The organism is Vibrio lentus (assembly GCF_002875945.1).
Classification (GTDB): Bacteria; Pseudomonadota; Gammaproteobacteria; order Enterobacterales; family Vibrionaceae; genus Vibrio; species Vibrio apostichopi.
In genome coordinates this window covers 20,332-33,416 of the sequence record NZ_MCZK01000050.1, presented here as the reverse complement: position 1 = coordinate 33,416, position 13,085 = coordinate 20,332, and the positions used below count along the sequence as shown (strand labels likewise).

General features: G+C 43.3%; 9 protein-coding genes and 1 tRNA gene. 7 read left to right on the top strand and 3 right to left on the bottom strand.

The window, feature by feature from the left end:
- Positions 1-6: 6 nt before the first annotated feature.
- A tRNA-Tyr gene (locus tag BCT49_RS04360) sits at positions 7-91 on the bottom strand.
- Positions 92-654: 563 nt separating this feature from the next.
- Between BCT49_RS04360 and BCT49_RS04355 the strand changes: the two genes are divergently transcribed.
- Positions 655-1,752 (top strand): efflux RND transporter periplasmic adaptor subunit, encoded by a 1,098-nt coding sequence (locus tag BCT49_RS04355; RefSeq protein WP_133151643.1) that lies wholly within the window; start codon positions 655-657, stop codon positions 1,750-1,752.
- Positions 1,752-4,865: a vibriobactin export RND transporter permease subunit VexH gene (gene vexH, locus BCT49_RS04350; RefSeq protein ID WP_102434291.1), complete on the top strand. Its 3,114-nt coding sequence runs from the start codon at positions 1,752-1,754 to the stop codon at positions 4,863-4,865. The genes BCT49_RS04355 and vexH overlap by 1 nt, the downstream gene beginning before the upstream one ends.
- Before the next feature lie 199 nt (positions 4,866-5,064).
- Here vexH and BCT49_RS04345 read toward each other — a convergent pair whose 3' ends face one another.
- Complete coding sequence (locus BCT49_RS04345) at positions 5,065-5,658, bottom strand: thioredoxin domain-containing protein (protein WP_102434290.1); 594 nt, start codon at positions 5,656-5,658, stop codon at positions 5,065-5,067.
- A gap of 593 nt (positions 5,659-6,251) precedes the next feature.
- Here BCT49_RS04345 and BCT49_RS04340 point away from each other — a divergent pair.
- A complete protein-coding gene (locus tag BCT49_RS04340) occupies positions 6,252-6,572 on the top strand; it encodes a DUF1244 domain-containing protein (protein ID WP_004736423.1) in 321 nt (106 codons plus the stop codon).
- An 84-nt stretch (positions 6,573-6,656) separates the two neighbouring features.
- On the opposite strand, the gene BCT49_RS04335 is transcribed toward BCT49_RS04340, so the two are convergent.
- Positions 6,657-7,724, bottom strand: coding sequence for a PLP-dependent cysteine synthase family protein (locus BCT49_RS04335; protein WP_102434289.1), 1,068 nt, complete (start codon positions 7,722-7,724; stop codon positions 6,657-6,659).
- 147 nt (positions 7,725-7,871) lie between these two features.
- On the opposite strand from BCT49_RS04335, the gene BCT49_RS04330 reads away from it, so the two are divergent.
- From BCT49_RS04330 to BCT49_RS04315, 4 genes are all read left to right on the top strand, one after another.
- Positions 7,872-8,327: an Lrp/AsnC family transcriptional regulator gene (locus BCT49_RS04330; RefSeq protein WP_029223439.1), complete on the top strand. Its 456-nt coding sequence runs from the start codon at positions 7,872-7,874 to the stop codon at positions 8,325-8,327.
- Positions 8,328-8,404: 77 nt separating this feature from the next.
- Positions 8,405-9,070 carry a hypothetical protein gene (locus BCT49_RS04325; RefSeq protein ID WP_102434288.1) on the top strand — a complete coding sequence of 222 codons (666 nt, stop codon included), beginning with the start codon at positions 8,405-8,407 and terminating at the stop codon, positions 9,068-9,070.
- Positions 9,071-9,304: 234 nt separating this feature from the next.
- Positions 9,305-9,793: a hypothetical protein gene (locus BCT49_RS04320; protein WP_102434287.1), complete on the top strand. Its 489-nt coding sequence runs from the start codon at positions 9,305-9,307 to the stop codon at positions 9,791-9,793.
- A gap of 234 nt (positions 9,794-10,027) precedes the next feature.
- Positions 10,028-12,967: a YadA C-terminal domain-containing protein gene (locus BCT49_RS04315; RefSeq protein WP_102434286.1), complete on the top strand. Its 2,940-nt coding sequence runs from the start codon at positions 10,028-10,030 to the stop codon at positions 12,965-12,967.
- Positions 12,968-13,085: the final 118 nt, after the last annotated feature.

Below are 13,085 nucleotides of genomic sequence, written 5' to 3'. Positions count from 1 at the left end.
AGAATATGGTGGAGGGAGACGGATTCGAACCATCGAAGGCAGTGCCGGCAGATTTACAGTCTGCTCCCTTTGGCCACTCGGGAACCCCTCCAGGGTGTTTTTCCTAACTCATAATGGATAGGCTAAAGAGATGTTTTTCCCAACGCATCTCTCAAGTGCGGAGCGCATCATAGCAAACACGTTAAACCTGTAAAGAGTTTTTCTTATGGTTTTGTGTTGAATGCTGCCTTTTTGGGCAAAGATGGCGAAAAGTACGCATATTGCTCGGGAAGTGAACATCTGTACTAAGGTTTACGTATCAATAGGTAACACCTTGAGGTGATTGGCTTTCTGTATTGTGTTCAATGTGTCTAAGACGTGATGAAACGTAAATGGAATTTAATCTAGATTTACACTTCTTGACGTTACAGCATTCATCAGTTGATAGAATACGGTTAATTTCATTTATAGATAATAATACCAATCGTAGTAAATCAAGGTGTCATCCTAGTTTGTTAAAATGCTCGAGAACAGCGTCAACAATTTTGATTGTAGATAACTACTTATCGAAACTATCTGTTGAAAAGAGCTGCCTTGTTCTCAAGCCTTTTTCCTGCGCTATTTCTGACCACTTACTCACTGTGATTGGTATAACCTTACTTGCAGACCATTATTATGAAGCGTAAATCTGTTTTAACCCTGCTTAGCTTGTCTATTCTTATGGCGTCTCCAGCCGCACTAGCAAAACGTCAGGGGCCTAGCACTGTAACGGTTGTTACTGAGCAGGTTGATATTCACCAAGTTAGCCAATCTCTTTCTTTGGTTGGTAAGTTAGAAGCCGAGCAATCTGTGATCATTACTTCTGAAGTAGCGGGCAGAGTTGACTCTATCAACATCAAAGCCAATCAAGATGTGACTAAAGGGCAGATGTTGGTTCAACTAGATGACGACAAAGCCAAGGCCGCGGTTGCAGAAGCGCAAGCGTACCTAAAAGATGAGAAACGTAAGCTCGCGGAATTCCAACGACTAGTGAAACGTAATGCGATTACGCAAACTGAAATTGACGCTCAGAAAACCAATGTTGAAATCGCCAACGCTCGATTGGCGGCTGCAAATGCCAATCTGAAAGATCTTCATATCAGCGCACCTTTCTCTGGCACTGTCGGCTTTATTGATTTTAGTCGCGGTAAGATGGTGACAGCAGGCACTGAACTCGTGACCTTAGATGATTTGTCGGTGATGCAGTTAGATCTTCAAATTCCTGAGCGTTACCTTTCGAAACTGTCTAAAGGCATGACAGTAACGGCTCGCACCAGTGCATGGGGTGAGACTCAGTTCACGGGTACTGTGGTTGGTATTGATTCACGTATCAACGCTGAAACCTTGAACTTACGAGTTCGAATCCACTTTGATAACAACAATGATTACTTGAAGCCGGGCATGTTAGTAGCCGCGGATATGGACTTTCCACCAGTTGAAGCACCGATTATCCCTGTTCAAGCGTTGGAGTACTCGGGTACGAAGCGTTTTGTTTATGTGATTGGCGAAGATAACAAGGCAACTCGAACAGAGGTGTTCTTGGGTGCGCGTATCGATAACGAAGTCGTGATTGATAAAGGCATCGAGATTGGTCAGAAGATCGTGGTGCAAGGTATCGTTAATATGCGTGATGGTGTGTTGGTTCAAGAACTTGCCGTTAATCGCCCCGCTAAACCTGAAAGCGATGCCGCTAAACTTGATGGTAATACAGCAACTCAAGAAGGTGCGAACTAATGTTGTTATCTGATGTTTCTGTAAAGAGACCAGTAGCGGCTATCGTATTGAGCTTGCTCTTGGTTGTATTTGGTATTGTATCGTTTAACAAGCTTGCTGTTCGTGAGATGCCTGACATCGAAAGCCCAGTAGTATCGATCAGTACTCGCTATGAAGGTGCATCAGCCACCATCATTGAAAGCCAAATAACCTCCAATCTTGAAGACCAGTTATCCGGCATCAGTGGTATCGATGAGATCGAATCTACGACCCGTAACGGTATGTCGCGTATCACGATTACCTTTGAGCTTGGTTACGATCTCAATACAGGTGTCAGTGATGTCCGTGATGCAGTAGCACGTGCTCAACGCTCATTGCCCGATGAAGCTGACGACCCAATCGTTTATAAGAATAACGGTAGTGGTGAAGCCTCGGTATACATCAACCTAAGTTCGACAGAGATGGACCGAACGCAGTTAACCGATTACACCGAGCGTGTGTTGATTGACCGCTTTAGTTTGATCTCCGGTGTGAGTTCTGTGGACATCTCGGGTGGCTTGTACAAAGTAATGTACGTGAAGCTGAAACCTGCTCAGATGGCCGGACGTGGTGTGACTGCTTCTGACATTACGCAGGCACTGAACAACGAAAATATTGAAAGCCCGGGCGGTGAAGTTCGTAACGATGCGATTGTGATGTCGGTTCGTACAGCTCGTTCTTACACTGAAGCGGAAGACTTTGAATACCTAGTAGTTAAACGCGCCTCTGATAACACACCTATCTACTTGAAAGACGTAGCGGATGTTTATATTGGCGCTGAAAACGAGAACTCGACCTTTAAGAGTGACGGCGTTGTTAACGTTAGTATGGGCATCGTGCCTCAGTCAGACGCAAACCCACTTGAGGTTGCTGACCTAGTCCATAAAGAAGTCGAAGCGATTCAAAAGTTCTTGCCTGACGGGACTCGTCTAGCGGTGGATTATGATTCAACGGTATTTATCGACCGTTCGATCTCAGAGGTATACAGCACACTCTTTATTACGGGTGGCTTGGTTATCCTCGTGCTTTACGTCTTTATCGGCCAAGCACGTGCAACCCTGATCCCTGCGGTGACGGTGCCTGTATCTTTGATTTCATCATTTATTGCGGCGTACTACTTTGGTTTCTCTATCAACCTGATTACCTTGATGGCATTGATTCTGTCTATCGGTTTGGTGGTCGATGATGCAATCGTGGTAGTAGAGAACATTTTCCACCACATTGAACGCGGTGAATCGCCACTGCTTGCCGCTTATAAAGGCACGCGTGAAGTAGGCTTTGCGGTAATCGCAACCACGCTAGTACTGGTCATGGTGTTCCTACCAATCTCGTTTATGGATGGCATGGTAGGGCTTCTGTTTACTGAGTTCTCGGTATTGCTGGCGATGTCGGTGATCTTCTCGTCTGTTGTGGCATTAACGCTAACACCAGTTCTGGGCAGTAAGATTCTAAAAGCGAACGTGAAACCAAACCGCTTCAATCGATTTGTTGAACGTGTGTTTGGCAAGCTAGAACTTGGATACAAAGCGGTATTGCGTCGTGCTCTAAACTGGCGTTGGGCTGCCCCAATCATCATTATTGCGTGTATGGGCGGAAGTTATGGTTTGATGCAACAAGTGCCTTCGCAGCTGACTCCACAAGAAGACCGTGGCGTTATCTTCGCGTTCGTTCGTGGTGCTGATGCAACCAGTTATAACCGTATGTCTGCCAACATGGATATCGTTGAAGAACGTTTAATGCCACTACTTGGTCAAGGCTTCTTGAAGTCATTCAGTATTCAATCACCAGCGTTTGGTGGTAATGCGGGTGACCAAACGGGCTTTGTAATCATGATCCTAGAAGATTGGGACGAACGTGACGTTACGGCGCAAGAAGCGTTGAACGAAGTTCGTAAATCTTTAAATGGCATTCCTGATGTGCGTGTATTCCCGTTCATGCCGGGCTTCAAAGGTGGTTCAAGTGAGCCAGTTCAATTCGTACTGGGTGGTTCTGACTACACTGAGCTTCAGAAGTGGGCAGAGCTCTTAAAGCAAGCGGCTGAAGACTCTCCAATGATGGAAGGCGTGGACATCGATTACTCTGAAAAGACACCAGAGCTATTGGTTACCGTAGACAAGCAGCGTGCAGCGGAGCTAGGTGTGAGTGTTTCTGATATTTCAGATACGTTAGAAATCATGCTGGGCGGCCGCAGTGAAACCACCTTCGTTGACCGTGGTGAAGAGTACGATGTTTACTTACGTGGTGATGAAAACAGTTTTAATAACGCGAACGATTTAAGCCAAATCTACATGCGAACTCAGTCTGGCGAGCTAGTAACGCTTGATACGTTGACGCACATTGAAGAAGTGGCATCATCAATTCGCTTATCGCACTACAACAAGCAGAAGTCGGTCACCATCAAAGCGAACCTAATGGAAGGTTACACGCTGGGTGATGCTCTCGATTTCCTTGATGAACAAGCGATTGAACAACTACCGGGTGATATCTCAGTGAGCTACTCTGGCGAGTCTAAAGACTTCAAAGAGAACCAATCGAGCATCTTAGTGGTGTTTGCGTTAGCGATGCTGGTGGCGTACTTGGTATTGGCCGCGCAGTTTGAGAGCTTCATTAACCCGCTGGTGGTGATGTTCACCGTACCTATGGGTATCTTTGGTGGCTTCTTAGGCTTGGTGTTGATGAGTCAAGGGCTCAACGTCTACAGCCAGATTGGTATGATCATGTTGATCGGTATGGTAACCAAGAACGGTATCTTGATCGTAGAGTTTGCTAACCAACTTCGTGACCGTGGTATTGAGTTTGAAAAGGCGATCATTGATGCTTCGGCTCGACGCTTACGTCCAATCATGATGACCGCATTTACCACGCTAGCAGGTGCAATTCCTTTGATTACTTCAACGGGAGCAGGCTATGAAAGCCGAGTTGCAGTGGGTACGGTTATCTTCTTCGGTATGGGCTTTGCGACTTTGGTTACTCTGTTCGTTATCCCTGCGATGTACCGACTGATTTCTGGCTCTACGCGTTCTCCTGGTCATGTGGAAGCGGTTCTAAATAAAGAACTCAGCCATGATAACGTGGGAAGAACCTCTCACGGTTAATGAACATGCACTGCTAATTGCTGTAAATAAATAGAGGGTTTGAATCGATATACTTTCAATTTAAACCAGACCTATAAAAGCCCGACAACTTGATTGAGTTGTCGGGCTTTTTATTTAGCGAACGACTTCGTTAACAAGATTTCATTCTTAGATAAATCATGGTGTTGCTGCCTAATAAAGACATATTCGGTTCAGCGGGCTATAAACTTTCCAGATAGTGCATTGTCTCAACTAGTTCTTCCATTGAGCGGTGACCTCTTAGTTTCACCATGTAACGACCGTTCACAACGAAGCTCGGAATACTGCTGATCTCTGTTTGTTCAGTTTTCGCTGCAGCGTCCTTCATAAACAAAGCCCATTGCTTTTTCTGGCTTTCCGTCATGTCTTGCGTTGCCACTAAGTTATTCTTCTCAAAGAAGGCATCAATGTCGGCTTGTTGCAGCGGGTTGTTGGTTTGAACGAGAGAAAACAGATCGTTCAGTAGTTCATGAGATAAGTTTGGTTTTTGAACCAGCACTGTGTAGTAAAGGCTTGCGGCTTGTTGTGTTGATTCATTAAAGATGACATGGGTACGGTGCAAGGCAAGCTCTCCCGATTCCTCTTCCTTCTTTAATAGCTCGGTCATTTGCCAGCACGGGGTACAATTTAAGGAAAAGAATTTGTCTATTTGATGGGTTGATGAGTATGGATTATCCAGAATCGAGTATTGCTCCCCTTCGGTAGGGGCTGCATAAGTTAGCGAACTGTAGAGAAAAGAGGTTAATAGTAAAACTACCGCTTGTAATCGTTTCATGTGGCTTCCGGTTTAGGTATTAAATAGAGAAAAATCCCTACGACATAAATGTAATAGGCTTTGGGTTAATAAGTTATAAAATCAATTGGCGTTGTTTAATAAATGGTTGCTATTCAATCTTCATAGCTATGTTTTGTTGTTAATCATCTTGATGAATTTGGTTGTATTTATTTAACTGCAATCAATATCGATGTTTGGATTGGTCGTTTTTATTTAAGTTCAATGTTGATGATTTATATGATTAATTAAAAAGTAGTAACGTCTAAATAAATTAAATACATGTAAATAGAAAGTTAGCTCGAAATAAATTTAAGAACAGTTATCTTAAATTGACTACAATTGAGCATACATAATCTGATGTTGTCACCTCTATTGCTTGGCTTGGCTTGGCTTAGGCTGGCTTAGCTAGCTAGCTAGCTTCACTTCACATAGGTATATCTGGTGAGTGATTACCTTCAATACTGTGGTTTTAACTTGTTTTATCGATGAATGTTTTGAAAAGCCTGCGTTTGCTCCTAGCGAAGCGCGAGCTTTTTTTGTATAACAATATCTGCTCAACACACTAAAAATGAAAACAAATAAGGGACACTAAAGTGGCTGAATTTAAATACAAAGATCTTTCTCAAGAAGAACAAGATAAGCTGGATGCAGCAACCTTTCGTCGCCTATTAGCACACCTAGATAACAACAAAGATGTACAGAACATCGACCTAATGATCTTGGCTGGCTTCTGCCGCAACTGTTTCAGCAAGTGGTACAAAGCGGAAGCTGAGCAGCAAGGTTTAGACCTTGATATCGATGACGCGCGTGAGCGCGTGTACGGCATGACTTACGATGAGTGGAAACAAAACCACCAACCAAAAGCAACACCAGAACAACTGGCTGCATTTGAAGCGAAGCAAAAACCAGAATAATCTTGTTTCACCGGTTACGAATGACACTAAAAAGAGCCCATCAAGGGCTCTTTTTTAATTTGGAACGGGTGGTTATTCTCGGGCTTACGCTAGCTCACCGGTTTGCGAGAAAGCTTCTAACTTCGCCGCATACGGTTGTAGGTCACCAATGTTGTTGTTCACCCACTCATCATTGAAGTAAGTGTCTAGGTAACGCTCACCACTATCACAGAGTAAAGTCACGATAGAACCTGTTTCGCCACGCATTTTCATCTCACTTGCCAGCTGAAGCACACCGTACATATTCGTCCCCGTTGATGCGCCCACCTTACGGCCTAGAATGTCAGACAACCAATGTGTTGTTGCGATGCTTGCTGCGTCAGGGATTTTACGCATCTCATCAACTACACCAGGAATGAAGCTTGGTTCTGCACGTGGGCGACCAATACCTTCAATTTTGCTGAATGTGTTGCCTTTCACGTTCGCATTGCCTGTTTGGAAGTATTCGTGGAATACCGAGTTTTCAGGGTCAACAACACATAGCTTGGTTTCATGTTGTTGGTAGCGAATGAAACGGCCGATTGTTGCTGAAGTACCACCAGTGCCTGGGCTCATTACTACCCAAGTTGGAACTGGGTGATCTTCCATCTGCATTTGATTGAAAATCGAGTTCGCGATGTTGTTGTTACCACGCCAGTCAGTTGCGCGTTCAGCGTAAGTAAATTGGTCCATGTAGTGGCCATTCAGTTCTTCAGCTAAACGACGAGACTCATCGTAAATCTCATCTGAGCGATCAACAAGGTGCGCTTGGCCGCCGTAGAATTCAATCTGCTCAATTTTTTTCTTCGCTGTGCACTTAGGCATTACCGCAATAAACGGAAGACCAAGCAGGCGAGCAAAGTACGCCTCAGACACAGCCGTGCTGCCAGATGAAGATTCAATGATCGTTGTTTCTGGGCCAACCCAACCGTTACAAATCGCGTATAAGAACAGAGAACGCGCCAAGCGGTGCTTCAAAGAGCCTGTTGGGTGTGTGCTTTCATCTTTAAGGTAGATATCAATGTCTTCGATGCTTGGAAGGTCTAGCTTGATAAGGTGCGTATCCGCTGAGCGTTGGTAGTCCGCTTCAATTTTACGAATCGCGCTGTTAATCCATTGATGGTCAGTGCACATAAGCGTTCTCCTGATCTTGTGTAGGCATTTTTTGTAATTGGTATGGTTATAATTTAGCTAGAATTCGAGAGAAAAACTTTGCCATATTTGCTTTGTTTTGACTAAAATGTAGAAAATTATTCTATATAAATACTATTTGGTGAAAGTGTGATAGATGCCGTAGATAAAAAGATATTAAGTTTGCTGCAAGAAGACAGCACGCTGTCATTGAACGATATTTCAGAGGCGGTCAACCTAACAACCACGCCCTGCTGGAAAAGGCTGAAGCGTCTTGAAGAGAACGGCATTATTGAAAAAAGAGTGGCGTTGCTTAACCCTGAAAAGCTTGATCTTGCTTTTACCGCGTTCGTATTGGTGAAAACAAGCAACCATTCTCATGAGTGGTATGGGCGCTTTGTGAATACTGTGTCGGACTTTCCTGAAGTGATGGAGTTCTATCGAATGGCTGGCGAGTATGATTATATGATGAAGGTTCAGGTTAAAGACATGAAGTGCTTTGATGACTTCTACAAGCGCTTGGTGAATAGTATTGACGGTATCTCGAATGTGACCTCGACGTTTGCCATGGAACCATTGAAGTACACAACAGCACTGCCGCTGTAAGTTAAACCTAGCCTAGCCTCACGTTACATCTTGTCTCAGTTTAGACATCGCCTCTGCGATAAAGAAAAGGATTATTCATGTTTGCAAAAATCTCTACCGCGATCCAATTGGTGTTAGCCGTCGCCATTTTTTACTTAGGCTACACCATCTACTCATTCACCAATAAAGTGGGTGAGATCGTCGATACTTATCCGCAGGTTATCGAAGACTTATCGGGCCTCACCAAAGGGTTAAAAGTAGAAGAGATGTTAGCGTTTGCTGAGCATGTCAGTGAATTGGCTCCTCAGGTGTTAAGCACCGTCGATGAAGTTAGAAAGACCATCGACCAAGTCAATCAAACCGTTTCGTCTGTTGATGGAAAAATTCCCGCGATTTTGGATGAAGTGAAAAACGTTCGTACCGAAGTCGAGCAGGTAAGAACCGATGTCATCCCGCCAACATTAACTGAGTTAAAACGATACCGTGTCGATGTGATGCCACCGATGCTTGCCGAGAGTAAGTCTTACCGTCAACAAACCATCCCAGTGATTGTGGCTGAATCTGAAATGCTAAGAGCGGAAGTGCCGGGTATTTTGGCACAAGCTAATTTGTTAGCCGATAAGAGTAAAGAATTAGCTCAGGGCGCTGCAGAAGGCGCAGTGAAAGGTGTTGTGCTATCGCCATTCAATCTACTGCGAGACGCGAGTGATGGCATCAAAACGCGAGTACAAAGCGAATTCGAACCGACGCTTGAAGCTGAATAGAGGACGTGACCTTGAAATCGTTATGAATCTTTTACAGGTGAAGCTCTGTCACACCGGTTATTACTGATAAGCAATAGCAGCTTAAGTACGAGCGTAGTAAACAACACGTGAAACATTTTGAATGTCATGCTAAATTCGTACTAAGTATGCAATTGGGTTTACTCTATACATCAGAGGATGATGTGGATGACAAACTAAGCAACCCTTTGAGCTAAAATTAAAAAGGAACCAATCATGGCTCGTATCTCACGAGAGCAACGCGAACAAAATTTCGCGAACTATAACGAAATCATTTTACAGATCTTTCTTAATGAAGGGTGGGAGTACATTACCTACGACCGTTTGAGCAGAGATACAGGTCTGCGTAAAAGCACGTTGCAAGGGTATTACCCAACTAATCAGCATTTTGAGGTTGCTATTAGAGGGAAAATATTTCCCATAATCATGCATCATTTGGATTTCACCGATAGAAATGCGTTGTTTAGTTCTTGGAAAGAAGCAATGAAGAACACCCAATTTCGGATGGTTATGCGAATGTTTGTGATGCAATCATATAAATCTGGTGGTGATGGAAGTAGTCGGTTGGGAGTAATAAAACTGGGGCAGTTGATTGCTCATCATTTACCAAATCATGATCCCTTAACGCTCATCCGGGAGTTATTTGGTCTTACTGTAACCGATCTACTCAACATTGATGATATACCTACTAACCCTTCAAAGTAACAGCTAACCCGACCTTCAAAGCTCCCCTTCAATCATTGATTAAATGACTTATAGATCTGATGTTCTGTAAGTTATTGATCTACAAATTATCAAAAAAAAGTTCAAAAAAAAGACAATATTAACACTAAAGGGTATTGAGTACGCATATTAAAGCGTATATAGTACGCACAACTAAAGGGTACTAGGTACCCTTTGTTAGCACACAAAACTCCTGTTCCCGTTTTTGAGGTTTCTATGAAAAAGTCGCTACTCGCACTGACGTTGTCATCTTTATTGGTTCCATTATCTAATGCATCTCAAGATCTTACTCCTAACTTTGATGTTAGCGGAGATCATTTGAAGACGATCAACGAAGTGATGGGCACTATCTCAAAGTCAGATATGCAAAGTTATAAAGCGCTGTTCATGATGGCAGATAGCCGAGATGATAAAGCAATGGTCGTTAAGATGATGATTGTTAACGAAACATCTACGTCAAACATTCTGTCTTATCTTGCTAAGAATGAAGCGTTTACCAACGCATACCCAGAACTTTTCGATGGCACCGATTTCCAAGGTAACCCTAAGCCAACTCAAGAGTTTGAAGACCTTGTTAATGGTAAGCGTAATGCTCAATGGAACAAGGAAGTAGCAAACTTCTATTCAGATTTAGAAGGTCACATTTCAAGCCTAGAGGGTGATGACCTGCAAAAAGCAATTAACCTACTTGATTCGATCTCTATTCAAGGCCGAACCTCTCTTCTTGAAACAATGCAGAACAATGGATATTTAGCTGATGCTGAATCAGATGAAACGTATTCAGATGAAGTGATTGAAGAAAAACTTCGTGAGAAAAATACTGAAGGCGACATCAACCCTCCACTTTGGGAATCACCTAAAGATGGTTCTGCAGCTAAGAAAGCTAAAGAAATAATGGGTAGCGTTTCTCGTGGAGACATGGACGGTTATAAAGCTATCTACGCACTAGCAGAAACAAAAGAGCAAAAGAAAGCAGTACTTGGCATGATGATTACTAATGAAACATCTGCTTCTGATATAACAAAGTTCTTGGCTGATAACGATGATTTTGTTGCTGAATTCGGCGAAGAGTTTTTTGAACTGGATGAGAATGGCAATGTAGTTAAGGACAAGTTAGGTAATCCTAAACTAATCCTAGACGCAGACGGTAACTCTCCACTTGAAACTATTATTGGTGACAAGCGCAACGCCCAGTGGAGTGATAAAGTAGGCGGTTTCTATTCCGACCTTGAAGAAAAAATTAGTGGCCTTAGTGATGAAGATAAGCAATCAGCCCTTAATCTTTTAGACTCAATTACCATCGATGGCCGTAATTCTTTGCTTGATAAAATGAATGGCAATGGTTATCTGAAAGACGTTACTGATGAAAATGGTAATATCATCGTTCCTATTGCAGACTCAAACCTTCAAGACGAGTTAATCGGAGATAAAGAGCAAGAGCTTCGTGACCGTCATGAAGTGAAAGATATTGATTCTGGTAAGAAGTTTGTTGATGAAATCAACAAGGTTACAGAAGACAGCGAAGAAGCACAGCAATTTGTAGATGACTATATATCTGCTGAAGACGAACAAAAGCAAGAGCAAGCAAGTGAGGTGGTTTCAAAGGCTACTGCTGAGCAAATTGCTTTGATGAAAACATTCACGTTTACAATTCCTGCTTCAGAATCTAACAGTCAAACTGAAACAAACCTTTGGGATTACTTAAACGGTGTTGCCAATGGTGATATTGACCCTGAAATTGCCCCTATAGATACGGTTAATTTCAGTTATACCGATGCTGATGTTGCAAAACTTACGGTAGAAGCGAAAGGTATGAAAGTTGCCCTTACTGAACAGTTCGCCACGATTAAACAAGATCAAACGACGTCGAAACAAGCTCTTGTTGATCATCTAGGCGGCCTAGAAGGAAATGCTCGTACTGAACTTCAAGGGGCGAAGGGCAAACTTCAGTTCGCTTCAATGAACATGCAAGAAGAACTAAGTGATAGCTTCGCTTACATGAAAACTTTGACAGAGCAAAACGGCACAGAAATTTACACTCTAAATGAGAAGGTTGACTCAGGTAAGGTCGAATTAGAACTTGCTGCAGAGTATGCGACAAACATGCTGACTCGTGAGCTGACGCAAGTTAACGCAGACATTGAAGCATCTCAGGCAGCACAAGACGCTCTAGTGGTAGATTTAAATATTGCTGAAGCAAGGATGACTGTTGGTGTTGATTCATTAAAAAACGCAGCAAGTAATGCTGAACAACAACTGTCTACGACTGTCTCGAATCTCGAATCTCGAATCAAAGATTTGGAAAGCAATGATGTGGGTACTAATCCACCAAATGAAGGTGGGAAATACCCGATGGATCATGAATTTGGTTCAGTAGGTCAAGGCCAAGCAGTCGCTCATATCGAGAAAAAAGTTGAAGGCGCTAAAGAAGCCGCCGAATCGGAAATAAAAGATCACCTAAACGACCTAGAAGGAAATGCTCGTACTGAACTTCAAGGTGCTAAAGGCAATCTGCAAAACGCTATGCAAAAAATGATGGCTGAGATGGTTGCCATGCAGAAGGAAATTGAAAATCTAAAGAATGGTATTGGCCTCCCAGAGCAAGATGAGCAACCAGAGAATTCGACACTTGTCGCGGGGCTAGAGAAAGCAGGCCAAACTCTTCAAACTAAAATGAACAAAGCTAAAAATGGCTTAAAGAAAGCCGCTGATGGAATTCGTAATGGTAACCCTGTCGGTATAAATCCACCACAAAACGGTGGGCCAAATGACCATGACTTAGGTTCAATCGGTGAAGGTCAAGCAGTAGCTTACGTCCAATCTCAAGCTGATACTGCAACTTACGCGATGGAAGCAAACATTGAAGCTCTTGAAGGGCAGATAGCAGGCATGAACTCTCGTATCGACGACGTTTATGAAGACTTAGACTCAACAATGGCTACGGCGCAAGCAGTAACAGCAGCTCGCCCATATATTGGTTATGGTCACACATCTGCATTTGGTGTTGGCTTAGGTGGTGCTGGTGACCAATCTGCTATCGCTGTTGGCTATGCGCATAAGGTAACCGAGAACTGGACTCTGAATGGTAACGTTTCAGGTACTAAAGGTAACGATGTGAATGTCTCGGCGGGTGTTGGTGCATCATACAGCTGGTAAAGAATAAAGGGTAATGTGTGCTCTTTAGGGAGCGTTCGCGCTCCCGACCTCACACTTCAAAAGAGCTCAACGAATGTTGGGCTCTTTTTTTAACTGACGTGTCCAATTGTCATTATAT